The sequence below is a fragment of the Actinokineospora bangkokensis genome (assembly GCF_001940455.1).
Lineage (GTDB): Bacteria > Actinomycetota > Actinomycetes > Mycobacteriales > Pseudonocardiaceae > Actinokineospora > Actinokineospora bangkokensis.
The window spans coordinates 25504-49525 of sequence record NZ_MKQR01000002.1 but is presented as its reverse complement, the minus strand read 5'-3'; the positions used below and the strand labels follow the sequence as shown (position 1 = coordinate 49525).

Below are 24022 nucleotides of genomic sequence, written 5' to 3'. Positions count from 1 at the left end.
CACCGGACCGCGCGGTCTCGATGAGGTGGGCACCAGGCAGGCGGCAGGGGGACGGGCGGTGGACCGACACGCGACGGCTCGGCGCACCCGGATGTGGGCGCTGGAGCGCTGGCTCGTCATGTCCATGGTCCTGCTCGCCGCCGTCTCCGTCCTGATGCTCCTGGTCAGCATGGGCCTGTTCTCCGCCCGCGAGGCCACCACCACCGGCGGCCCCGCCGACGCCCCCGGCGGCGCCACCCCCGCCCTCGTCCGCGCCTCCCCCTTCGACGGCACCCCCGCCTCCGGCTGGGCCGAGGGCGCCGACGGCATCGTCCCGCCCCCGCCCCCCTCGGCCCCTTCACCGCCGCCCGGGTCGGCGAGGCGACCGCCCGCGCCCGAGCGGCCCTGATCGCCAGCCGCCTGGACCCCGCCCTGCTCACCGGGCACATCCCGGACGGCTACCTGCGCCTGCTGGCCCCCGACGCGGCCGCCCAGTTGCAGCCGCTGTTCGGCACCGGCCGCGAGCCGGAGGCCCAGGCGCTGGTGTCCCTGATCGACCCGGGGACGCCGCTGGCCGGGGTGCAGCCCCGGGTGACGGGGTCGATGGCGGTGGCCCTGGGCGCGCCCGGGGAGATCGTCGTGCACACGAACTACCTGTTCGCGTACGCCTTCACGGCCCCGGAACGGCTCGCGGACCCGATGGACGCCGTGGTGGTGGTGCGCGCGGACGTGGACTACGTGCTGCGCGAGGGGTCCCAGTGGACCTCCAGCAGCCAGGGGCTCTGGTACGGCCACGTCGCCGGGTACGGCTACTCCATCGCCTGCGACGCCTACGAGCGCGGTTTCCTCGCCCCCACCTACCGCAACCCGGACGCGTTCCGCCCGCCCCCGCAATCCGACCCCGGCGCCTACTTCGACCCCGACGCCCCCCTCCCCGGCGAGATCGGCTGCACCTAGCCTCAGCCGGCGCCCGGAAAATCCGCATCTGGGCGTTCACGGCACACATCACCACGGCGAAGGTGCCGAGCGCAGCGCTCTCGCCGCTGGTCAGGGATTCGGGCGGGGTGGCAGGCGGCCGCCCCGCGTTCTCGGCTGTGGACAATTGTTGGCGATCTTCGGCCAACAGGTCGACCATGGTGGGCATGGTGACCAAACCCCCCGCGCAGGACGTCGACGAGGATGACCTGGCCGTGGGTGAACCCAAGCGCTGGGCCGCGGGCATCCCGGGCGTGGCGGTGTCGTTGCAGCGCGGGCTGGAGCAGATGGGGCCGGTGCGGACCGCCCGGACGCTGCGGCTGCTCAACCAGCGGGAGGGGTTCGACTGCCCCGGGTGCGCGTGGCCGGAGCCGCAGGGGCACCGCAAGCTGGCGGAGTTCTGCGAGAACGGGGCCAAGGCGGTCGCGGAGGAGGCGACCAGGCGGCGGGTGGGGCCGGAGTTCTTCGCCGAGCACCCGGTGGCCGAGCTGGCCGGGCGCACCGACTACTGGTTGGGGCAGCAGGGGCGCATCACCCAGCCGGTGCTGCTGCGGCCGGGGGCCACCCACTACGAGCCGGTGGCGTGGGACACCGCGTTCGAGGTGGTGGCCGACGCGCTGCGCGGGTTGTCCACACCGGACGCGGCGGCGTTCTACACCTCGGGGCGGACCAGCAACGAGGCCGCGTTCGTCTACCAGCTGTTCGCGCGCAGCTTCGGCACGAACAACCTGCCCGACTGCTCGAACATGTGCCACGAGTCCTCCGGCGCGGCGCTGGCGGAGACCACCGGCATCGGCAAGGGGTCGGTGACGCTGGCCGACATCACCACCGCCGACCTGATCGTCGTGGTCGGGCAGAACCCCGGCACCAACCACCCGCGGATGCTCTCGGCGCTGGAGGAGGCCAAGCGCGGCGGGGCGAAGGTCGTGGCGGTCAACCCGCTGCCGGAGGCGGGGCTGCTGCGGTTCAAGAACCCGCAGAACGTGCGCGGGGTGGTCGGGGAGGGCACGCCGATCGCCGACGAGTTCCTGCAGGTGCGCCTGGGCGGGGACCAGGCGCTGTTCCAGGCGTTCGGCAACCTGCTGCTGCGCTGGGAGGCCGAGGCGCCCGGCACGGTGGTCGACCGGGAGTTCGTCGAGGGCAGCACCGAGGGCTTCGCCGAGTACGCCGCGCACGTGGCGGAGCTGGACTGGGACCGGGTGGACGAGGCCACCGGGCTCGACCGGGCCGACATCGAGCGGGTCGCGCGGATGATCGCCGGTGCCGAGCGGCTCATCGTGTGCTGGGCCATGGGCATCACCCAGCACAAGCACTCGGTGCCGACGATCCGCGAGATCGCCAACGTGGTGCTGGTGCGCGGCATGATCGGCAAGCCGGGCGCGGGCCTGTGCCCGGTGCGCGGGCACTCCAACGTCCAGGGCGACCGCACCATGGGCATCTGGGAGAAGATGCCGGAGAAGTTCCTGTCCGCGCTGGAGGGGGAGTTCGGCGTCGAGGTGCCGCGCGAGCACGGCCTCGACACCGTGGGCACGATCCGGGCGATGCGCGACGGCAAGGTCAAGGTCTTCTTCGCCATCGGCGGCAACTTCGCCTCGGCGGCGCCGGACACCGAGGTCACCGAGGCGGCGCTGCGCTCGTGCGAGCTGACCGTGCACGTGTCGACCAAGCTCAACCGCTCGCACGTGGTGCACGGGCGCACCGCGCTGATCCTGCCCGTGCGCGGGCGCACCGAGCGCGACACCCAGGAGTCCGGCGACCAGTTCGTCACCGTCGAGGACTCGATGTCGGTGGTGCACCGCTCCCGCGGCAGGCTCGACCCGGCGAGCCCGGAACTGCTGTCGGAGGTCAACGTCGTCTGCGGGCTGGCGCGGGCGCTGTTCGGCGAGGACCACCCGGTGCCGTGGGCGCGGCTGTCCGGCGACTACGACCTGATCCGCGAGCACATCGCCCGCGTCGTGCCGGGCTGCGACGACTACAACGAGCGGGTGCGCAGGCCGGACGGGTTCGTGCTGCCGCACGCCCCCCGCGACTCCCGGGAGTTCACCGGCACCCGGGACAACAAGGCGGTGTTCACGGCCAACGAGCTGACGGTGCTGCCCGTGCCGCCGGGGCGGCTGCTGCTCCAGACCCTGCGCAGCCACGACCAGTACAACACCACCATCTACGGCCTCGACGACCGCTACCGGGGGATCAAGGACGCCCGCCGGGTGGTGCTGGTGAACCCCGCCGACCTGCGGCTGCTCGGGATCGATGAGGGCGAGGTGGTCGACCTGGTCAGCGAGTGGGCCGAGGACCCCACCGGGCGCTCGGAGCGGCGGGCGCCGGGCTTCCGGGTGGTGTCCTACCCCACCGCCGCCGGGTGCGCGGCGGCGTACTTCCCGGAGGCCAACGCCCTGGTGCCGCTCGACTCGACCGCCGAGACCTCGGGCACCCCGACCTCGAAGTCGGTGGTGGTGCGCCTGGAACGCCGCTGACCACCGCGCGGCCGCAGCGCCGTGTGACCCACGACTCACGGGGGGCAGGCATGGCCCGCCTGTCCCCCGGCGTTCCCCGAGGGACGACCCCGCCGAGCCGAGGAGAGCCCCGTGACCGCCGCGCCCGAGTCCCTGACCCTGTACTCGACGAGCTGGTGCCCGTTCTGCCACATGCTCAAGGCGAGCCTGCGCGCGGAGGGCATCGAGTACCGGGAGGTCGACATCGACGAGACGCCCGGGGCCGCCTCGTTCGTCGAGAGCGTCAACAACGGGAACCGGACCGTGCCGACCCTGCACTACCCGGACGGCACCACCCAGACGAACCCGTCGATCGAGCAGGTCAAGGCCGCCCTCGCCGCCTGACCCCGTGCCCCGCGGGCACCGGGCCCGGTGTCAAGGCCTGCGGTGCCCGCGGAAGAGCACCCACAGCAGCCACGCCTGCACCAGCGCGGCCGCGACGAGCCACAGCGCGCCGACGACCTCGCCGTACGGGGCGGGGAACTCGGGCAGGATCACCAGCACCACCGACACCGGCAGGGTGACCACGAAGGCGAGCACCGGGGCGAACGACGCGTCCCCGGAGTCGTTGGCCAGGACCGCGATGGTGACCCCGGTGAACACCAGGATGACCACCACCAGGTAGGTCAGCGCGACCCGGCGGGCCACCCGCCGGTTGCTCCAGGTGCTCACCGGGCGCCCCGCAGCAGGGCCATGGCCGCGTTGTGGCCACCGATGCCGCTGACCCCGCCGCCGCGGGTGCTGCCCGCCCCGCACAGGTGCAGGGTCGGGGTGTCGGTGGCGGTGCCCCACCCCGGCGCGGCGTCGTCGTCGCGGAAGGGCCAGGCCAGGTCGCCGTGGAAGATGTGGCCGCCGGGCATGGCCAGTTCGGCGTCGAGGTCGAGCGGGGTGCGCGCCTCTAGGCACGGGGTGCCGTCGGGGAGGCGGGCGACGCAGTCCTCGATCGGCGTGGCCAGGTGGGCGTTGAGGGCCTTGAGGTAGCCGTTGACGGCGGTCTCCCGGGTCGTGTGGTTGTCCGCGTGGAAGAGCGTGCTCGGCAGGTGGAGCCCGAACAGGGTCAGGGTGTGCGCGCCCCGCCCCGCCAGCTCGGGGGCGAGGATCGACGGGTCGGTGAGGGTGTGGCAGTACATCTCACCGGGCAGCACCTCGGGCAGCCTGCCGGACGCGCTCGCCGCGTAGGCGCTCTCCAGCTCCCGGTAGGACTCTCCCAGGTGGAGGGTCCCGGAGAACGCGGCCGCGGGGTCCACCCCGGACCGGAACGCAGGCAGGCGCTCCAGCAGGACGTTGATCTTCAGCTGCGCGCCCACCGGGGCCGTCGAGGGCCTGCCGCGCAACCGGTCGAGGACGGCCGGGGCGACGTTGGCGAGCCCGTGGCCCGCGCCGATGACGTGCTCGGCGTCGCCCGCCCGGTAGGTGACCTCGACCCCGGAGGCGTCCGCGTCGACCCTGGTGACCTCCGCGCCGGTGCGGATCTGCGCGCCCGCGGCCCGCGCCACCCGCTCCAACTCGGCCGTCACCGCGCCCATCCCGCCAACCGGCACCCGCCACTCGCCGGTGGCGTTGCCGATGAGGTGGTAGAGGAAGCAGCGGTTGGCCAGCAGGTCCGGGGAGTTCAGCGAGGTGTGCGTGCCGATCAGCCCGTCGGTGGCGACCACGCCGCGCACCACGTCGTCGGTGAAGGCCTCCTCCAGCGTGGCGCCGAGCGGCTGCTCGAACACCTGCCGCCACACCGCCTCACCCGCGGCGCCCTCCACGGCCGCGCGCACCTGCGAGCGCGTCGGCAGGGGGTCGAGCACAGTCGGGGCCACGACCTCGGCCAGGCGGGCGATGCCCGCGTAGAAGTCCTGCCAGCGGCCGAACTCCGCGTCCGAGCCGGTGAGGTCGCGGAACGACGCCGCCGTGGCCGCCCCCGGCTCGCGCTCGACCAGCAGACCGCCGTGCACCCCGTCGCGGACCACGGGGGTGTACGACGAGACGCGGCGCGAGCGCAGGTCCAGCCGCAGCCCCAGGTCGGCGACGACCTGGTCGGGCAGCAGGCTCACCAGGTAGGAGTAGCGCGACAGGCGCACCCCGGGGAACGGCGACGCGCTCACCGCCGCCCCGCCGACGTGCGGCAGCCGTTCGAGGACGAGCACCGAGCGGCCCGCCCGGGCCAGGTAGGCGGCCGCGACCAGGCCGTTGTGCCCACCGCCCACCACCACGACGTCGAACCGGTCCGCAGCCACACCCCACCCTAACGGGGGACTGGGGCCTGTCCTCACAGCCTGCTCCGGGGGAGTCGTGATCAGATCGGACGCCGGCGCGGCCATCGCTGGGCGAGGCTTGGGGGGCCCTAGGTGCGGAGGTACGACGCGCCGTTGAGGTCGAGCACCGCCCCGGACGCCCACAGCGCTGGCCCCGAGGCCAGGTAGACGACCGCCGCGGCGACCTCCTCGGGGGTCGCCACCCGGTCGAACGGGCTCTGCGCGCGGATCGCCTGCCCGGCCGGGCCCGCCAACCGCCCGGCGACGCCGTCGGTGGCCACGAACCCGGGGGCGATCGAGCTGACGGCGATGCCGTGCGGGGCCAGCGCCACCGCCAGCGACTGCCCGAGGGCGTGCAGGCCCGCCTTGGTCGCGCCGTAGGCGGGGTGGTCGGGCTCGCCGCGGAACGCCCCGCGCGAGCCGGTGTTGACCACCCGGCCGCCGTTGCCCTGGCGGATCATCACCGCGGCGACCTGGTGGGCCAGCGCCGCCGGGGCGACCAGGTTCACCGCCGTCATCCGCTGCCAGGCGGCCACCCAGTCGTCGTAGCCGGTGGTCGCGGGCGGGTGCGGCGGGTCGAGCGCGGCGGCGTTGTTGACCAGCACGTCGATGCCGCCCAGCCCGGCGACCACGGCGTCCACCAGCGGCGGGATCGCCGCGGTGTCGGCCAGGTCGGCGCCCGCGAGGACGTGCCCGTCGCCGGGCAGGTCGGCCAGCACCGCCTCCGCCCGCGCCCGGTTGGACGAGTAGTGCACCGCCACCCGGTCGCCGAGGGCGGCGAACGCGTGCGCGATCGCCGCGCCGATGCCCCCCGACGCCCCGGTCACCAGCACCCGCCTGCCCGGCACCCGCCCACCCGCCGACATCGCCATGCCCCCAGCTAAGCAGCTGACGCCGCCCGTCGCGGGGAACACGACCTAGGCTGGGCGCATGGGACGCGTGACGGTGCGCAGGCAGGTCGTCCGGGTGACCGCCGGGGAGGCCCGCAGGCGGCCGGACACCCTGGCCGCCGAGGAACCCCTGGAGATCAGGGTCGACGGGAAGGCGCTCGCGGTGACGATGCGCACCCCCGGCCACGACGTCGAACTGGCCCACGGGTTCCTGCTGACCGAGGGCGTGCTGGGCGGCGCGGCGGACGTGGCCACCGCCCGCTACTGCGACGGCGTGGACGACGAGGGCCGCAACACCTACAACGTGCTCGACGTCGCGCTGGCCGAGGGCGTCGCCCCACCCGAGGTGGGCGTGGAGCGCAACTTCTACACGACCTCGTCCTGCGGGGTCTGCGGCAAGGCGGCGCTGGACGCGGTGAAGCTGAAGACCCGCTTCTCCCCCGCCGCCGACCCCGTCCGCGTCTCCCCCGCCGTGCTCAGCGGGCTGCCGGACGTGCTGCGCGCCCGGCAGCGGGTGTTCGGCAGCACCGGGGGCCTGCACGCGGCCGGGCTGTTCACCCCCGCGGGTGAACCTCTGGTGGTCCGCGAGGACGTGGGCAGGCACAACGCCGTGGACAAGGTGCTCGGCCGCGCGCTGCTCGACGGCCTGGTGCCGCTCGGGGGCACCGTGCTGCTGGTGTCCGGGCGGGCGTCGTTCGAGCTGGTGCAGAAGGCGGCGATGGCCGGGGTGCCGGTGCTCGCGGCGGTCTCGGCGCCGTCGTCGCTGGCCGCGGAGCTGGCCGCCGAGCAGGGCATGACCCTGGTGGGCTTCCTGCGCGGCGACACCATGAACGTCTACTCGGGCGAGGAGCGCGTGGCGTGAAGCCGCTGGAGGGGGTCCTGGTCGTCGCGCTGGAGCAGGCCGTGGCGGTGCCCTACGCCTCCCGGCTGCTGGCCGACCTGGGGGCCAGGGTGATCAAGGTGGAGCGGCCGGGCACCGGGGACTTCGCCCGCCAGTACGACGCGGCCTGCGGGGCGGTGTCGAGCTACTTCGCCTGGACGAACGTCGGCAAGGAGTCGGTCACCCTCGACCTCAAGGACCCCGAGGGCGCCCGCGCGGTCGCCGACCTGGTGGCCCGCGCCGACGTCGTGCTGTGCAACCTGTCGCCGGGGGCGCTGCGCAGGCTCGGGCTCGACGCCGACGCGCTGCGCGCCCGCCACCCGCGGCTGGTCGTGGCGGAGCTGTCCTCCTACGGCGAGGGCGGCCCGTACGGCGAGCGCAAGGCGTTCGACGCGCTCATCCAGTCCGAGGCGGGCCTGGTGGCCCTGACCGGCGACGGCGACGCGGTGGCGCGGGCAGGCATCTCCGTGGCCGACATCGCGGGCGGGGTGCAGCTGCACGCGGCGGTGCTGGCCGCGCTGGTGCGCCGGGGCCGCACCGGCGAGGGCGCCACGCTGCGGCTGACGCTGATGGAGGCGCTGGCCGAGTGGATGCACCAGCCCGCCCTCTACGCCCACGGCACCGGCCGCGAACCCGCCCGCCACGGCGCCCACCACCCCACCATCGCCCCGTACGGCCCGTTCCCCTGCGTGGACGGGGCCGTGCACCTGGCCGTGCAGAACGACGGGCAGTGGCGGCGGCTGTGCGGCGCCGTGCTGGGCGACCCCGCGCTGGCCGACGACCCGCGCTTCCGCACCGTCGTCGACCGGGTGCGCCACCGGGAGGCCCTGCACGCGCGGCTGGGGGAGCACTTCGCCACCGTCCGCGCCGACGACCTGCTGGCCGGGCTGGACGCCGCGGACGTGCCCGCCGCCCGCACCCGCGGGGTCGGTGAGCTGCTGGAACACCCCCAGCTGGCCGCCAGGGGGCGCCGCACGGCCGTTCCGGTGCCCGGCGGCACGGTGCCTGCGCTGCGCCCGCCGGTCGACGCCGACACCTGGGGCTGGGACCCGGCCGCGGTCCCGGCCCTGGGCGAGCACACCGAGGCCGTGCTGACCTGGCTCGGCCGCACCCCGGAGGAGGTCGCCCGGCTGCGCGCACGCGGTGTGGCCTGACGCTGGTCCCCTCCGGTGACCGCGTTCACACGACTGCCGCGCGCGCGTCATCTGAACCGAGAAACATTCGCTGTGCGTCTACCGATTGCTGAGGGGAGGGGCGGGCACGCCCCGTCGGGGATCACGGAGGGGCGCCATGGGTGACATGGCCGGGGGGAACGGGCGGCGCCTGCCCAGCAGGCGCGCGGTCCTGATCGCGGGCGCGGCCGGGCTGGCCACCGCGGGCATCGGGGTGGGGGCCGCCAGCGGCGCGCTCGACCTGGTGCGCGCGGCCGGGGCGGCCGAGCCGCAGGTCCGCACCGAGGTGGTGCGCTCGCGGGCGCGCGGCCGCGACGTCTCGATGGTGACCATCCTGCCCAGCCAGCTGCCCGCCAAGGACCTGCCGGTCTGCCTGTTCCTGCACGGCCTGCACGGCAACGCCCGCCAGGCCGCGCCCACCGGGCTCGCGAGCAGGCTCGTGCAGGGCGCGGCCGACGGCACGCTGCCCCCGTTCGCCTTCGTCGCCCTCGACGGCGGCGACAACTACTGGCACGAGAACCACGTCGGCGACAACCCCATGGGCATGCTGCTCGACGAGGTCCCAGCCTGGTTGCGCGCCCGCGGCCTCGGCGGCGCCACCGGCACCCCGTTCGCCTGCGCCGGGGTGTCCATGGGCGGGTTCGGGGCCCTGCTCTACGCCCGCCGCCGCCAGGAGCGCGCCGACCCGGTGCGCGCGGTCGCGGCCATCTCCCCCGGCCTGCTCATGTCGTGGCGCGAGATGAGCACCCGGCGGGCGTTCAAGAGCAACGCCGAGTGGGCCTCGCTGGACCCGCTGCGCAACGTCGAGAAGATCGACCGGACCCCGGTCGGCATCTGGTGCGGCACCGAGGACCACTTCATCGAGGGTGCCCGCAAGTTCATGCGCCTGGCCAGGCCGGAGGTCGCCTACACCGGCCCCGGCGGGCACGGCGACACCTTCTACCGCAAGGTCGTGCCGGACGTCCTGGGCTTCCTGGGCAAGTACGTCCCCCGCACCACCCGCGTCTGACCCCCGAACGCCGAGAACGCCCCCCGCCCGGTGCGGGCGGGGGGCGTTCTCGCTGCTCAGGCGATCAGGCCGACTTCTCGCGGCGCTCCCGGCGCGAGGGCTGGCGGGAGACGATCGTCGGGTTCACGTTCTCGCGGACGGTCTGCTCGGTGATGACGACCTTGGCCACGTCGGTGCGGCTGGGGATGTCGTACATGACCGACTGCAGGACCTCCTCCATGATGGCGCGCAGGCCGCGGGCACCGGTGCCGCGCAGGATCGCCTGGTCGGCGACCGCCTCCAGCGCGGTGTCGGTGAACTCCAGCTCCACGCCGTCCATCTCGAACAGCTTCTGGTACTGCTTGACCAGCGCGTTGCGCGGCTCGCAGAGGATCTGCACCAGGCTGCGCTTGTCCAGGTTGCGCACGCTGGCCAGCACCGGCAGGCGGCCGATGAACTCCGGGATCAGCCCGAACTTGATCAGGTCCTCGGGCATCGTGTCGGCGAAGAAGTCCGCGTTGTCGATGTCGGCCTTGCTGCGGATCTCGGCGCCGAAGCCCAGCCCGCGCTTGCCCACCCGGTCCTGGATGATCTTCTCCAGGCCCGCGAACGCGCCCGCCACGATGAACAGCACGTTCGTGGTGTCGATCTGGATGAACTCCTGGTGGGGGTGCTTGCGCCCGCCCTGCGGCGGCACCGAGGCGGTGGTGCCCTCCAGGATCTTCAGCAGCGCCTGCTGCACGCCCTCGCCGGAGACGTCGCGGGTGATCGACGGGTTCTCGCTCTTGCGGGCGATCTTGTCGACCTCGTCGATGTAGATGATGCCGGTCTCGGCCCGCTTGACGTCGTAGTCGGCGGCCTGGATGAGCTTGAGCAGGATGTTCTCGACGTCCTCGCCCACGTAGCCCGCCTCGGTGAGCGCGGTGGCGTCGGCGATGGCGAACGGCACGTTGAGCAGCTTGGCCAGCGTCTGGGCCAGGTAGGTCTTGCCGCAGCCGGTCGGGCCCAGCATCAGGATGTTGGACTTGGCCAGCTCGACGGTCTCCTCGCGGGACTCGCGGCCCTCCGGCCGGGCCCGGTCACCGGCCTGGATGCGCTTGTAGTGGTTGTAGACCGCCACCGCCAGCGACCGCTTGGCCTCGTCCTGCCCGATGACGTACTGGTCGAGGAAGTCGTGGATCTCGGCGGGCTTGGGCAGCTCGTCGAGCTTGACGTCGCCTGCCTCGGCCAGCTCCTCCTCGATGATCTCGTTGCAGAGATCGATGCACTCATCACAGATGTACACGCCGGGGCCGGCGATGAGCTTCTTCACCTGCTTCTGGCTCTTGCCGCAGAAAGAGCACTTGAGCAGGTCTCCGCCGTCACCGATACGTGCCATGACCGCTGACCTCTGTCCCCTCCGGTGCGCCGGGAGCGGCGCGCCTGGCTGTGTGTCGACCACCCCGGGAACCCCCACCCCCCGCCGGTCGTTCGACGGGTGGACGGGGCCCGCGCGGCGGGCGTTGCCTTCGACGGTACCCGCCGACCGGGGTCAGCGGGAGGACCCAGGACCCGGCGCGGCCGGATCCGGGGGAAACCGGTCCGCCACCGTAACCCGGATCGGGTCGGCGCGTCGGACTTTTCCCCCGGACGCGGCAACCGCGCCGGGCCTGGTCAGGGACCGTCAGCCCTGGCCGGACAGCTTCCGGTACGGCAGCACCTCGTCGATGATGCCGTAGTCCTTGGCCTCCGCGGCGGTGAGGATCTTGTCGCGCTCGATGTCGGCGCGCACGGTCGCCTCGTCCTTGCCGGTGTGCCTGGCCAGCGTCGACTCCAGCAGCGCGCGCACGCGCTGGATCTCCGCGGCCTGGATCTCCAGGTCCGAGACCTGGCCGTAGACGCCCTCGGTGGCGGGCTGGTGGATGAGCACCCTGGCGTTGGGCAGGGCGAACCGCTTGCCCTTGGTGCCCGCCGACAGCAGCACCGCCGCCGCCGAGGCCGCCTGACCCAGGCAGAACGTCTGGATGTCGGGGCGCACGTACTGCATGGTGTCGTAGATGGCCATCAACGAGGTGAACGAGCCACCCGGGGAGTTGATGTACATCGTGATGTCGCGGTCCGGGTCGGCCGACTCCAGGTAGATGAGCTGGGCCATGACGTCGTTGGCCGAGGCGTCGTCGATCTGGACGCCGACGAAGATGACGCGCTCCTCGAACAGCTTGTTGTACGGGTTCGACTCCTTGACCCCGTAGCTGGTGCGCTCGACGAACGACGGCAGCACGTACCGCGCCTGGGGGGAGTAAGGGTTGCTCACTGCGGGGCTCCTGGTCTGTGTCCGCGTCCGGGTCAGTTGGCGTCGGGGGTCTGGCTGACCCGCTGCACCACGTGGTCGACGAAGCCGTACTCCTTGGCCTCCTCGGCGGTGAACCAGCGGTCGCGGTCGGCGTCGGCGGTGATCTTCTCGATCGTCTGCCCGGTCTGCTCGGCGGTGATCGCGGCCATCTCGTGCTTCCACTTGGCGTAGACCTGCGCCCGGATGGCGATGTCGGAGGCCGTGCCCCCGACGCCCGCCGACGGCTGGTGCATCATGATGCGGGTGTGCGGCAGCGCGTAGCGCTTGCCCGGGGTGCCCGAGGCCAGCAGGAACTGGCCCATGGAGGCGGCCAGGCCCATGCCCCAGGTGGCCACGTCCGGCTCGATCAGCATCATGGTGTCGTAGATCGCCATGCCCGCGGTGACCGAGCCGCCCGGGGAGTTGATGTAGAAGGTGATGTCGCGCTCCGGGTCCTCCGCGGCCAGCAGCAGCAGCTGCGCGGTGATCCGGTTGGCGATGTCGTCGTCGACCTCGGAGCCGAGGAAGACGATCCGCTCGCGGAGCAGCCGCTCGTACACCGAGTCGTTCAGGTTGAGCCCCGCGGTGGCGGACCGCATCTGGGGCGAGTGGTGCTGCGTCACGTCTGCCTGCCTTCTCCACAAAGTCTGGTCGAGCTGGTTGCTGCGTACTTCTTCCCGCGTCCGACATTAACGAAAGCAGGCGGCGCCGACTTCCCGACACCGCCCACTTTCGCTCAGAGCGTCACAGACCCCCTGCCGGTCACACCCGCGTTACTTGGCGGGCTCCGGCTCGGTGGCCGGGGTCTCGGCGGCGGCCTCGGGGGCCTCGTCGACCTCGGCGGGCGCCTGCTCGTCGACCGGGCCGAACAGCTCGGACAGGTCCACGGCGTTGCCGGACCCGTCGGTCACCGAGGCCGCGCGCACCACCGCGGCCAGCGCCTTGCCCCGGCGCACGTCGGCGAAGATCGCGCCGAGCTGGCCGGACTGCTGGGCCCGCTGGACGTACTCGTCGGGGCTCACGCCGAAGCGCTGGGCCTGGTAGACGATGCGCTCGGTGAGCTCCTGGTCGTTGACCTGGACCTGCTCCTGCTCGGCGAGGGCGTCGAGGATGAGCTGGGTGCGCACGGACTTCTCCGACTCCTCGCGCACCTCGGTGTCGAACTGCTCGCGGGTCTTGTCCTGCGAGGTCAGGAACTCCTCGAACTTGGCCTCGTCGTGGTCGAACGGGTGCACCGCGTCGTGCTGGCGGTTGTCGATCTCCTGCTGGAGGACCTTCTCCGGGATCGGCACCTCGACGGTCTCCAGCAGCGCGTCGAGCACCTTGTCCCGCGCCTGCACGCCCTGCTGCATCTTCTTCACCCGCGACAGCCGCTCGCGCAGGTCGGCGCGCAGCTCGTCGATGGTGTCGAACTCGCTGGCCAGCTGGGCGAACTCGTCGTCGGCCTCGGGCAGCTCGCGGGTCTTGACCGTCTGCACGGTCACCGACACCTCGGCGTCCTTGCCCGCGTGCTCGCCCGCCAGCAGCTTGGTGGTGAAGGTCCTGGTCTCCCCGGCCGAGGCGCCGCGCAGGGCCTCGTCGATGCCCTCGATCAGCTCGCCGGAGCCCACCTCGTAGGACAGCCCCGACGTGCGGGCCTCCTCGACCTCCGCGCCGTCGACCGTGGCCGACAGGTCGATGGAGACGAAGTCGCCGTCCTCCACCGGCCGCTCGACGCCGGTCAGCGTGCCGAACCGGGCGCGCAGCTCGTCGAGCTGCTCGTCGACCTCGGCGTCGGCCAGCTCCAGGTCGTCGACCGAGACCGAGAAGCTGTCGTAGGCCGGGATGCTCAGCTCGGGCCGCACGTCGACCTCGGCGGTGAACGCCAGGTGGTCGCCGTCCTCGAGCTTGGTGACCTCGATCTCCGGCTGGCCCAGCGCCTTGACCTCGCCGGAGGTCACCGCCTCCATGTACTTGGCCGGGATGGCCTCGTTGACCACCTCGTCCAGGATCGGCGCCCGGCCGATGCGGGACTCGATGACCCGGGCCGGGGCCTTGCCGGGGCGGAAGCCGGGGATGCGGACCTGGGAGGCGAGCTTGCGGTACGCGCGGTCGAAGTTCGGCTTGAGCTCGTCGAACGGCACCTCGACGTTGATCCGGACCCGCGTCGGGCTCAGCTGCTCGACGGTGCTCTTCAACGTGTTCTCCTCGTGCGGCTGACTGGGGGTTCTCCCGGCCGCTGCGGACCGGGATCAGCCCCCGAGTCTAGGCGAGCACCCGCAGGTCACCGCCCGGGGGTGCGCACGAGCGAAACGGCCGGTCACCAGGACCGGCCGTTCACTGGAGCGGGCGACGGGAATCGAACCCGCGTAGCTAGTTTGGAAGACTAGGGCTCTACCATTGAGCTACGCCCGCGAGCGGCGGTCACGACCGCCGGGAATCAGACTAGCGGGTGCCGATAGTCTGTGCGTGCACGACCCCGGGCTGTGGCGCAGCTTGGTAGCGCATCCGCTTTGGGAGCGGAGGGTCGCAGGTTCAAATCCTGTCAGCCCGACCGAGGGGGCATCTACGCTGGTAGATGCCCCCTTCTGCATGATCCTTCACGTTGACGGCGGCTAGCGCAGTGCTCGGTGACCCTCCGCTTGGAGGTTTCCTGCGCGCACCGATCACCGACGCGGTGGCAAGCACCACCCACCGCCGCACCGACCTCGCCGGGTAACGCTCAAAGGCCGCGAGCAGCTGCTTCCTTGAACGAGCTTGCAGGAGCGCATCACGAGGTGCACTCGCGGGGGGCCGTCGCCGGAGGCGCGAGCCACCAATGACCTCGCAGCCCCCCGAGGGGATCCCCGGGGGGCTGCGAGGTCGTGTCACGGTGTTCCGCTCACCAGCGCGTCACGTCGTGCCGCCCGGCCACAGCGTGGCGAGCGGTGGTGCTTCCCCCCGCAGCGCGGCTTGGAAGGCCGCCGCGCGATCGGCCGGTGGGTTCGACACCTGCTCGACCGGTTCCGGGTGACCCGCGGCCACGAGGGCGTGCGCGGCCGCGGCCGCCACCTCGTCCCTGCGGTGGACGAGGTTCGCGGCGAGCGCGTCGCGCACCTCGTCTGGCAGGACGACCCCGGGGCCGAGGTCGCGGACCAGGCGACGCACGGAGTTGGCCGCGTCCGTGCGCAGGCGCCACGACCGGGCCCGCAGCGCCAGCACCAGCACCGGCAGCGCGACCGGGTCCGCAGTGTCGCCGAGTGCCGCGACCGCCGCAGTGCGCAAGCGCCACCCGCTCAGGTCATGGGTGTACCGCGCCACCGGATCCGTTTTGCGCAACCGCGTCACGCCGTAGGTGGACGCGAGGGGAAACCGGCTGTGCCACCGAGCCCCCACCCGCCCTCGCCACCGGGCGAACCACGACTCCCCCGACCTGTCGAACCGGTCGAACAGGTACGCCGGATCGCGGTCCGGGTCCCGTTCGGCCAGCACCCTGGACAGCACCGCCCCCGCCGGGAAGTGGCCGCGCCGGGAGCCGTACTCGGCCAGCACCACCTCGTCGGTCCTCGGGTCGGTGCTGTCGACCAACCACCGGATCGACTCCCTCCGGGTCACCGACGCCTCGTCAAGCGCGTCGGCGACCACCGCCTCGGGATCGGTCGAGACCACTGCGCACTCCATTCCCGGCACTACTTCGCCCCGAAGAAGCCAGCCAGACACATCATCGCACCGAAGGCGAGCTTCGCCCAAGGGGAGGTGACTTGGCCACGGGTGTGCTCGTTCCCGGCCTTGACCCCTGACACGCACCCCTGGGCGCGGTGCCCGAAGCTACCCGGCTTCACCGGCTTGCTGCCCCGAGCCAGGAGGCCTGCCTTGAACCTGCTCCCCACGCCCCGGGTGACGAACCGACCCTTGGTACCAGCCCCGCGCAGGACGAACTTGGTGAACCTGCCGACCTCCTTGGCGCCCTTGACCACGTGCGGCCACACCTTGGCCTTGGCGAACCGGCCCACGAAGCGGCCGACCTTCCAGAGCCCGATGGCCGCGGGCACGCAGAACCGCATGCAGGCCATCGCCGCCGGGGCGATCCAGATGAAGTCGCCGTCGAGGTCGGTGGTGTTGACCGGGTCGGCCGCGGTGTAGTCGTAGTCGTTGGCGCTGCCGCCGTCGACCGGGTCGACGGTCAGGAACCGACCGAGCGCGGGGCTGTAGGGCCGGGCACCCATCTGCACCACCGACAGCGCGCCCGCGTGCTCGTACGGCCGCTGGTGCTGGCCGAGCCACCCGTAGTCCATGTGCCCCGGCTGGTTGTCGGGGACCCCGTCGTTCGTGCCGGCGAAGACGTCGGGTTCGCCGTAGGGGCCGTAGAACCGCAGCGAACCGACTTGGCCACCGGTCGAGTCGGTGGTGAGGGACAGGTCCCCGCGCACCGTCGGGTGGTCGAAGGTCCGGTCAGCCGCGACCGGCTTCCACGTGTGCAGCACCCCACCAGGCAGGCTGATGCTGCGGGTGAGCAGCTTCTTGTCGCTGCCCGCCATGGCGTACTCGGCGCTGTCACCGGATCCGGTGTGGCCGTAGCGCGTGTCGGTCTGGGTGTCCCCGGAGCTGACCTGGCGCCGGACGACGCGGTCGGTGGCGTCGCGGGTGTAGCTCACCGCCGCCGGGTCCGCGCCCGTGGTGCTGATGGCGATGTTGCGGTCGGCGCCGTCCCAGCCGAAGTACGTCGTGGCCCCGCCCTGGGTGTACTGGGTGGTGGAGCCGTGCGCGTCGTACTGGAAGCCGGTGATCGGGTTGGCGCCGGTGGTGGCGATGAGGCGGTCGGCGGCGTCGTAGCAGTAGCCGGTGGTCACCGCCGTCCCGCCGGTGGGCTGCCGGGTCATGGTGACCCGGTTGGTGTTCAGGCCCGCGTTGGCCTGGGTCCCGGTCGGGCACCCGGAGGGTGCGGTGGAGGTGAAGTCGTAGGTGAAGTGCTGGCCCGGCACCCAGGCGTCGGTCAGCCTGCCCGTCGCGTCGTAGGCGAAGTTCGCACCGCTGTTGGCGTCGAACCCGCCGAGGGTCTCGTCGACCACGGTGCCCGCGCGGGTGCGGGTCACCGTCGAGGCGACCGTGACGTTGTCGCTCCTGCGCCAGGTCAGCGACGTGACCTCGCCCGCGGCGTCCTTGCCGATGGCGGTCAGGGCCGAGCCGTTCGCGTAGGTCACCGTGGCCAGCTCGCCCGCGGAGTCGTAGGTGGAGGTCGCCAGGGTCGTGGTGCCGAGCTTGGTGGTCAGGACGCGGCCCGCGGCGTCGTAGGTGCTGGTCATCTCCTGCGGGGAGTCGGTCGTGTTCGGGGGGATGACCTTCTCCAGCGACACCCGGCCCACCTGGTCGTAGGTGGTCTCGGTGCGCAGCCCGTGCACGTCGGTGTAGGCGACCACCCGACCCATGAGGTCGTACTGCGTGGTCACCGTCCCGTTGTGGTCGGTCACCGACCTCGTCAGCGGGTCACCGCCGACCGCGTGGTCCGCGGTGACGGTGCGCTCGCCCGCCGCGGAGCTGGCGGGGAACTTCGTGGTGACCACGCGGTCCCGCGCGTCGTAGGTGGTGCAGGTCCAGTCGGTGCCGGTGCCACGCGCGACCACCCGCCCGGAGGCGTCGTAGACCTGCTCGTCGGTCCGGGCCGCCCCGGAGGCGGGTGCGGCCGTGGTGGTCTTCCACGGCATGCCCGCCTGGTTGACCGCCTCGACGGCGGGCGTGCACGGGTTGTCCGCGGTCGCCGTGTCGCCGTAGGGGACGTAGGTCGTCTGGGCCCCGGTCGGCTTGGCCTTGCCGACCTTGCGCAGGTAGCCGGAGCCCGGCGCCTCGTAGGTGTAGGTGCTGGTCACCCCACCGGCGACCGTGCTGGTCGCCAGGCCGTAGGTGGGGTCGAGGCCGTTCTGCCCGTAGCCGGTGGTGGACGTGGAGTCGGGGACCCCGGCGGACTCGGACTCGGTGACCGACGTGGTGAGGTTGTGCCGCGGCTTGAGGTACTGACCGGGGATGTTCTCGTAGACCCCGTCAGCCGGGCGCTTCCAGTTCACGTGCAGGACGCCGAGGCTGCCGCTGTTGTAGTAGTCCACGCGGATGCGGTGCACCGAGCCCGCGACGGTGTTCACGAAGTCACCGCGCACGGCTCGGGCGCCGCCGTCGGCCCAGGAGTCAATGACGAGGGTGTCGTCGATCCACATCCGGGCTCCGTCGTCGACCCAGAGCTCCATGCCGTAGGTGGTGGCGACCGGCAGGGTGATCTCGCCGGTGAGGCGCAGGGAGAAGTTGGTCGCGGGGATGCCCGGCTGGGGGGCGGTGGTGCCGTCGAAGGACTTGGTCATCCTGCCGTCGGCGACGCCGAAGCCGGTGCCGTAGACCTTGGGGGTGTTGGCCAGCCCCGGGTTGTCGTAGTAGGCGACGGCGAGGCCGTTGATGCCCTCGTCGTAGCCGGTGTGCTTCTTGGGCACGGTATTCGCGCACGCCGCGGTGGGCTGCTGTCCGCTGAAGCAGGACGCCGGTGCCGGTCCGTACTCGTCGACCAAGCGGTCCTGGGCGTCGTAGACCATCGTCGACACGCGCCCCGCGGGATCGGTCGTGGTCAGCTTCTGGTCCTTGACGTTCCAGGTCTGCGAGGTCACCTTGCCTGTGGCGTCCGTCGTGGTGCGCAGGCGGTCGGCATCGTCGAACACGACTCGGGTGGAGTAGCCGATCGCCGGGGTGATGCCCGCGATGTCGATGTAGGTGGTCCTGGCGGCGGGGCCGTAGCGGTAAGTGCGCTTGGACCTGGCCGCGCCCTGCAGCGACACCGGGGCGGTGACCTCGATGGCGACCGGCTTGAGGGCGTTGGTGTCGACGTAGTTGATCAGGGTGTTGGCCCCGGTGTTGTTGCGGGTGGCCGGGTCGACGGCCACCCAGTCCGCGGCGAGGTTGTCGCGGACGCCGGTCAGGACGCCCGAGCTGGCGTAGGTGTAATCCGTGAGTTCTGCACCCGGGTCCTCGATGCGGGTGAGCCTGCCGCCCGAGTACCAGAGACGGGTCTCGGTGCCGTCCCAGTAGGCGATGCGGCACAGCATCTGGACGGGGGCCAGCGCGTCCGCGCCGGGAGGCGGCGTGGCGCCGCCGTAGCAGTTCTCGCCGGGGCGGTTGTAGTAGAGGGTGTGGGCGCGGTTGGAGATGGGGTCCTTGATCTGGGTCAACCGCGAGGGGGTGCCGGTGTAGATGTTCTGCAGCGCGGCGGGCTTGCGGGAGTCCTGGACGCTGGACTGGGTGTCGAGCTTGCCGTCGTTGCGGAAGGTGTAGACGTCCGCCCCCTCGGTCAGGGTCACCCTGCCCGAGGTGTCGAGGGCCAGCACGCCGTCCTCGTCGGCCGGGGGCGCGTAGCCGCCCGTAGCCTTCTTGGTGTAGGTGTGCTTGGCGCCGGTGGCGTCGGTGAGGACGATGGTCTCACCCGCGACGGTGGCCTGGGTGTAGGCGGCGCCGGTGCCGTCGAGGTCGGCCGACAGGGTCCAGCCCTTGGGCAGGGCCGGGGAGTCGGTGCTGGTCAGCCAGTCGGCGGGGACGATCTGCGTGGGGACGGTGGTGTCGTCGGTGGTGCGGGTGAACAGCTTCATCCTCGCCTCACCGCCCATCTCCTGCAGTTCGACCTTGATCGGCACGGCCTGCCCGGCGGTCAGGGGGATCGCGGTGGCCGGGCCCCAGTTGACCGTGTTGGTCCAGTTGGGGTTGTCGTACACCTTCTGGTTGTTGACCCAGATGACCGGGCCGTCGTCGTGGATGCCCGCGAACTGGTAGGTGCCGGTGACCGGTGGGACGAAGTAGCCCTCCCAGCGGACCAGCCACCAGTCCGCGCCCAGCGCGGGGGCGAACGGCGATGCGGTGCCCCAGTCGGCGTTGATCTGCGGCTCGTTGCGGATCAGCACCGGCTGCTGGATGGCGTCGTTGATCAGCCCGGCGTGGGAGACGTCGTCGAAGTAGGAGGCCTTGACGCCCTTGTTCTCCGGCTGCTGGGAGTTGTAGGTCATGGTCACGCCCGCGGTGCCACCCACGGTGGTGAAGGTGGGCGAGGAGGCGGAGGTGGAGACGTTGCCGTTGGCCAGGTTCACCGTCACCGGGCCGAGCGTGTCCACAGGGGACGGCCCGTGCTCGCCGATGCGCTGGTCGACCTTGAAGTGGCCGATGTAGGGGTTGGTGTTCATGGTGTAGCCGCTGTACGTGGAGGCCTTCCACGTGTAGGACACGCCGTCGGCGAGCACTCCTGCGGGGATCGTCCAGCTCGGGGAGGACTGGCAGCCGGAATCGACCACGGTGCCGGACTTGCCGTCGGAGCCGGTGGCGATGGTGAAGCAGTAGGTGACCGGGTCGCCGTCGGGGTCGGTGACCGGGTTGACCGCGACCGTCGGGGTGAGCGTGGTCAGCACCGCGTAGTCACCCGGGGCGGTCAGGATCGGCATGGGCGGGGCGTTGCCGGTGTCGACCAGCAGCGTGGCGGCGAGGTTCTTGTAGGTGTAGGTGCCCGGCTGCTCGGTGCCCGCCAGCATCAGGAAAGCGGTGTTGCGGTTGGCGTCGACCTCACCCTTGAGGAAGGCGGTGAACCGGGAGTCGGTGAACCGGCCCGTGTCGCCCACCGGCGCCACGGCCAGCTGCTGGCCCATGCCGTTGAAGTCGAACGCGGTGGCGTGGTGCAGGTAGGCCTGCCACGCCTTGAGGAACCCGCCACCGTTGTTGCGCGTGACGTCGATGCGGGCGCCCACGACGGTCTTGCCGAACAGCGACGAGTAGTCGAACTTGAACAGCGACCGGTTGTAGGTGTCACCGGAGGCCTGGCTGTTGCCGATGCGGATGCCGCAGTTCGAGCACCAGTAGCCATCGGTGCGGTAGGCCTCCGAGGCCACCACGCCCAACGACACCGTGGGGTCGACGTTCACCGGGTACACCCGGGCCGGGTCGTTGAGCCAGGCCTGGTCGACCGTGACCGACAGGACCCAACCGTCCTTGGCCCGCTCCAGGCCGTAGGTGCCGCCGGTGGTCGCGGGCGGGGCGGTGCCGCCACCCCCGGAGTCCCAGGTCTCGATGGGCGGCATGACCAGCGCCGGGGTACCCGCGGCGTCGACCAGTTCGACCGCGTTGCCCGCCAGGCGCGGGGTGAGCGCCCCGGTCCTGAGGGTGAACCGCCAGGTGTTCTTGGCGGGCTTGCGCTTGAGGACGATGGTCTCCTTGACCGCGCCCGGGGACACCTCGTAGCGCAGGTCCGTCTCCGGCGCGACGTCGGCGTAGTCCACCGACTTGTCCGTCACCCGGGCCTTCCTGCCCTTCTCGGCGCCCTCGACCCCGAGCGTCACCGTCTGCCCGGCGGCCTGCACCGACACCAGCGCCGGGTCGTCGGCCGACCCGCCCAGCGACGGGTTCAGCGGGTGCCGCTTGGGCTTGGCCCGCTTGCTCCCGGCATCCACCTGCAACGTCGTGTCGACCGGCTGCCAGGCACCGGCGGCGTCCTGTGCGTTCAGCGGCTGCGTGGACTGCCGGGTCGTGCGGGAGCCGTCGGGGTTGACGTACTCCTCGGTGAACATCGTCCTGGCCACCACCCGCGAGCGCTGCGGGTCGAACCGCGACGCGCCGGTGCTCGGGTTGGCCAGTGGGGTGAAGTCAGCGGCGGGCTTGGCCGGAGCTGACCGCGTCTGAACTGGTGGAGCGGCGGGCGCCACCGGCAGGTCACGCACGTCGACCGCGGTCGACCTCGGCGGATCGGCGGAGGCGACGGCGGGTGTCACGGTCTCGATGCCGGACACCACCATCACCAGGGACAGGGCCGCGGCCGCACGGCGCGCAGCACGGAATGGGCGCGCGCCGAAGCGCGCGCCACGAGGGCGACGAAGCAAGTGATCCCCCAGGATCAGTAGGCGACCCTCAACGGGCCGTCAGCAGCTTTGCGACGAACAGGCACAACTGTGCGTTTTCAGACACGGCTTTCACACCCCCATTCGGGTGATGACACTTGGAGCAACGATGTTCCCGGACAACAGGAAGGAGACTTTGCACGTTTTTTGGCAACGCCACGACATTCGTGGCGGCGGCCCCTGTCGCGAAAGTGATCTTGATGGCGCGGTCCGACGCGGTGGACTGATCGTGGGCGGGTTCGGCGCTGCGGTGATTCTTGCGACGAACCGACCCGCGAGCGGGCCAAACCCGGTCGACCGGGGCAGCACGGCTCCAGGATCCACAAGTTGATCGACCAGGCAGGGTCGCTCCTGCTCGTCAGAGCGCCCGGGTCAACGTCACCGGACACCTCGCGCCGCCCGTCCTGATCCGGGCGGCGCCGGGGGCGCGAAGTCCGGGTCGGTTCCACCAGTTCCACCCGGACAAGCCGCACGCGGACAAGGCTTGCGAAGAGCGTGAACTCCACAAGTGACAGACCGACCGGGACCACGGTCCACCCCGCCCGCAAGAACATCGACCGCTTCACTACGCATATCCGCCGCCGGGTCGTGGAGTATTGATGGACAGGGGACGACCGCAGCGTCGCAAGGGGCCAGTGGTCGTTCGGTCATGACGAGGTTGCGCATCGCGGCAGTTCGTCGCCAACGAGGCCAGCGCCCTCCTCGAGTCGCGGGAGGCGCGGCAGAGGCAATACCTGCCCACACCGTTGGAGGAAACATGACACCCCCAAGGCAGGCCGGTCGGGAGTGTGGCCCATCAGGCGCCGTTCGCGCTCGGCGGGTGGTCAGGTCCCGGACGCGGCGTTGAGGAAGGTGATGAAGGCTGCTCCGCCTGCGATGCCGAGTGCGGTGATGGGGATGACCGCTGCTGCGGCGCGGAGGCGGTCTCGGTTGGCGGGTGGGAGGAAGGCGAGCAGGAGCAGGGCCACCGCGGCGTTGTAGGTGGCTGTGGCTGTGTAGTTGAGGATGAAGGCGTAGTAGACCGCGGCGCAGGCGAACACCGACACCGGGACGGCCGTGGCGATCTCCAGGCGGGGGGTTGTCGCCCGTGTGCGCCACCAGGCGCCCGCGAGGCCGAAGACCATGCCTGCGGCGAGTGCACCGGCGCCCCAGCCGAGGGCGAGGGAGCCGCCTGCGGACCACTCGAAGTTGCCGGTGAGCCAGCTGGTCGTGTACCAGGACACCAGGCCCAGCAGCTCCACACCCGTGGCCGTGAGGACCGCGGCGCGCGGTGCGGCGACGATGGCACCCGCGGCGAACCCCCACATCGCCCAGAACGCGGGTGAGTTGGCGACAAGGCCGAACGGGGTGAGCTGGAGGGCGAACGTGAGCGCGCCCAGCGGCACGCCGAGCGCGACCGCCGTTGCCACCGCAGTGCGTGCCGATCCCCGGGTTCGGGGTTCGGGGGTGGTGGTCATGTCGCTCTCCTCCGTCGGTATCCCCGCCGACTATACATAGCGTGTATACACGCAGCGGCGAATCCCGAGCCGCAAGCCCTGCCGCTGCCCGGACCCAAGGAGTCGGTAGCGTCCGGTCGCGGTGCACGTTCGGTGTCGACGTGCACACTGTGCGTGGTATCTGTGCGGGATGGGGGCGAGGATGACGTCGTTGGTGAGGTCCTTTGTGAATCCAGTGACCGTGGGGCTGGGGGTGGTGCTCATCGGGTTGTGTGCAGTGCTTGTGCGACAGGCCCGTGCGGGGAAGGGGTCGCCGGGGGCGGGGGTGGCCGCTTTGGTGGTGTGGGTGTCAGTTCTGGTTTACGTGACCCTGGTGGTGCCGTCGTCGTCGCAGTTGCCGGTCAGGGTTGGCTTGATGCCGTTGGTGGATACGGTGCGCGGTTTGCGCTCTGGTGCCGCGGAGAATGTGCTGGCCGCGACGGTGGCCAACGTTGCGTTGTTCGTGCCGCTGGGGTTGGTGTGGGCTTTGTCCCGTGCCGCGGTGACAGGCGCCGATGGGGGGTGGTGGCGTGTCGGCGTGGGCGGGCTGGGGGTATCGGCGTTGGTGGAGGCGGCGCAGTGGGGGCTCGGCTTCGGGGCTGTGACCAGTGATGATCTCATCGCGAATTCGGCAGGCGCCGTGTTGGGATGGGTGGTGGGGATGCGGGTCGGGCGCGGGGTTCGAGGTTCTGAACTGGTCCCGTAGCGCAGTGCTCCCTGGCGCTTCGTGCATGGGCACATCGGAGCGGGTTGTGCCGCA

At 71.9% G+C, this 24022-nt stretch carries 18 protein-coding genes and 2 tRNA genes; 9 read left to right on the top strand and 11 right to left on the bottom strand.

Translation table 11 applies throughout. The features are described 5' to 3' along the window. The first annotated feature begins 58 nt into the window (after positions 1 to 58). The 4 genes from BJP25_RS00680 to BJP25_RS00665 all read left to right on the top strand — a co-directional run bounded on the left by BJP25_RS00680 (position 59) and on the right by BJP25_RS00665 (position 3791). On the top strand, positions 59 to 388 hold the full coding sequence (locus BJP25_RS00680) for a hypothetical protein (protein ID WP_143218808.1): 330 nt from the start codon (positions 59 to 61) through the stop codon (positions 386 to 388). An 86-nt stretch (positions 389 to 474) separates the two neighbouring features. Then, positions 475 to 936, top strand: coding sequence for a hypothetical protein (locus BJP25_RS36045; protein WP_075972772.1), 462 nt, complete (start codon positions 475 to 477; stop codon positions 934 to 936). 185 nt (positions 937 to 1121) lie between these two features. After that, entirely contained in the window at positions 1122 to 3428 is a 2307-nt protein-coding gene (locus BJP25_RS00670) for an FdhF/YdeP family oxidoreductase (RefSeq protein WP_075972933.1), read from the top strand. 111 nt (positions 3429 to 3539) lie between these two features. Further along, a complete protein-coding gene (locus tag BJP25_RS00665; RefSeq protein ID WP_075972771.1) occupies positions 3540 to 3791 on the top strand; it encodes a mycoredoxin in 252 nt (83 codons plus the stop codon). Between the two features lie 30 nt (positions 3792 to 3821). On the opposite strand, the gene BJP25_RS00660 is transcribed toward BJP25_RS00665, so the two are convergent. The 3 genes from BJP25_RS00660 to BJP25_RS00650 all read right to left on the bottom strand — a co-directional run bounded on the left by BJP25_RS00660 (position 3822) and on the right by BJP25_RS00650 (position 6561). Further along, positions 3822 to 4118 (bottom strand): SCO4225 family membrane protein, encoded by a 297-nt coding sequence (locus BJP25_RS00660; protein ID WP_143218807.1) that lies wholly within the window; start codon positions 4116 to 4118, stop codon positions 3822 to 3824. Continuing rightward, positions 4115 to 5671, bottom strand: coding sequence for a phytoene desaturase family protein (locus BJP25_RS00655; protein ID WP_075972769.1), 1557 nt, complete (start codon positions 5669 to 5671; stop codon positions 4115 to 4117). The genes BJP25_RS00660 and BJP25_RS00655 overlap by 4 nt, the downstream gene beginning before the upstream one ends. A gap of 107 nt (positions 5672 to 5778) precedes the next feature. After that, entirely contained in the window at positions 5779 to 6561 is a 783-nt protein-coding gene (locus BJP25_RS00650) for an SDR family NAD(P)-dependent oxidoreductase (protein WP_233157852.1), read from the bottom strand. A gap of 58 nt (positions 6562 to 6619) precedes the next feature. Here BJP25_RS00650 and fdhD point away from each other — a divergent pair, with 58 nt between their 5' ends. The 3 genes from fdhD to BJP25_RS00635 all read left to right on the top strand — a co-directional run bounded on the left by fdhD (position 6620) and on the right by BJP25_RS00635 (position 9640). Further along, positions 6620 to 7441 (top strand): formate dehydrogenase accessory sulfurtransferase FdhD, encoded by an 822-nt coding sequence (fdhD, locus tag BJP25_RS00645; RefSeq protein ID WP_075972768.1) that lies wholly within the window; start codon positions 6620 to 6622, stop codon positions 7439 to 7441. After that, positions 7438 to 8613: a CaiB/BaiF CoA transferase family protein gene (locus BJP25_RS00640; protein ID WP_075972767.1), complete on the top strand. Its 1176-nt coding sequence runs from the start codon at positions 7438 to 7440 to the stop codon at positions 8611 to 8613. Before fdhD ends, BJP25_RS00640 begins: the two co-directional genes overlap by 4 nt. Positions 8614 to 8749: 136 nt before the next feature. After that, a complete protein-coding gene (locus BJP25_RS00635) occupies positions 8750 to 9640 on the top strand; it encodes an alpha/beta hydrolase (protein ID WP_075972766.1) in 891 nt (296 codons plus the stop codon). Between the two features lie 64 nt (positions 9641 to 9704). Here the strand turns inward: BJP25_RS00635 and clpX are convergent, their stop codons facing one another. The 5 genes from clpX to BJP25_RS00610 form a co-directional block, all read right to left on the bottom strand. Then, on the bottom strand, positions 9705 to 10997 hold the full coding sequence (gene clpX / locus BJP25_RS00630; protein WP_075972765.1) for an ATP-dependent Clp protease ATP-binding subunit ClpX: 1293 nt from the start codon (positions 10995 to 10997) through the stop codon (positions 9705 to 9707). 285 nt (positions 10998 to 11282) lie between these two features. After that, complete coding sequence (locus BJP25_RS00625; RefSeq protein ID WP_075972764.1) at positions 11283 to 11912, bottom strand: ATP-dependent Clp protease proteolytic subunit; 630 nt, start codon at positions 11910 to 11912, stop codon at positions 11283 to 11285. A 32-nt stretch (positions 11913 to 11944) separates the two neighbouring features. Next, a complete protein-coding gene (locus tag BJP25_RS00620) occupies positions 11945 to 12553 on the bottom strand; it encodes an ATP-dependent Clp protease proteolytic subunit (RefSeq protein ID WP_075972763.1) in 609 nt (202 codons plus the stop codon). Between the two features lie 150 nt (positions 12554 to 12703). Beyond that, positions 12704 to 14107, bottom strand: coding sequence for a trigger factor (tig, locus tag BJP25_RS00615; RefSeq protein ID WP_075972762.1), 1404 nt, complete (start codon positions 14105 to 14107; stop codon positions 12704 to 12706). A gap of 143 nt (positions 14108 to 14250) precedes the next feature. Further along, positions 14251 to 14324: transfer RNA gene (locus BJP25_RS00610), tRNA-Gly, on the bottom strand. Between the two features lie 65 nt (positions 14325 to 14389). Here BJP25_RS00610 and BJP25_RS00605 point away from each other — a divergent pair. Beyond that, positions 14390 to 14463, top strand: a tRNA-Pro gene (locus BJP25_RS00605). A 338-nt stretch (positions 14464 to 14801) separates the two neighbouring features. Here BJP25_RS00605 and BJP25_RS33925 read toward each other — a convergent pair. From BJP25_RS33925 to BJP25_RS00590, 3 genes are all read right to left on the bottom strand, one after another. Continuing rightward, positions 14802 to 15557 carry a HEAT repeat domain-containing protein gene (locus tag BJP25_RS33925; RefSeq protein WP_075972761.1) on the bottom strand — a complete coding sequence of 252 codons (756 nt, stop codon included), beginning with the start codon at positions 15555 to 15557 and terminating at the stop codon, positions 14802 to 14804. A gap of 20 nt (positions 15558 to 15577) precedes the next feature. After that, entirely contained in the window at positions 15578 to 21679 is a 6102-nt protein-coding gene (locus BJP25_RS00595; protein ID WP_198943296.1) for a PA14 domain-containing protein, read from the bottom strand. Positions 21680 to 22611: 932 nt separating this feature from the next. Beyond that, positions 22612 to 23244, bottom strand: a complete 633-nt coding sequence (locus tag BJP25_RS00590; RefSeq protein ID WP_269844510.1) for a DUF6518 family protein — start codon at positions 23242 to 23244, stop codon at positions 22612 to 22614. 325 nt (positions 23245 to 23569) lie between these two features. On the opposite strand from BJP25_RS00590, the gene BJP25_RS00585 reads away from it, so the two are divergent. Beyond that, on the top strand, positions 23570 to 23968 hold the full coding sequence (locus tag BJP25_RS00585) for a VanZ family protein (protein WP_158075577.1): 399 nt from the start codon (positions 23570 to 23572) through the stop codon (positions 23966 to 23968). Positions 23969 to 24022: the final 54 nt, after the last annotated feature.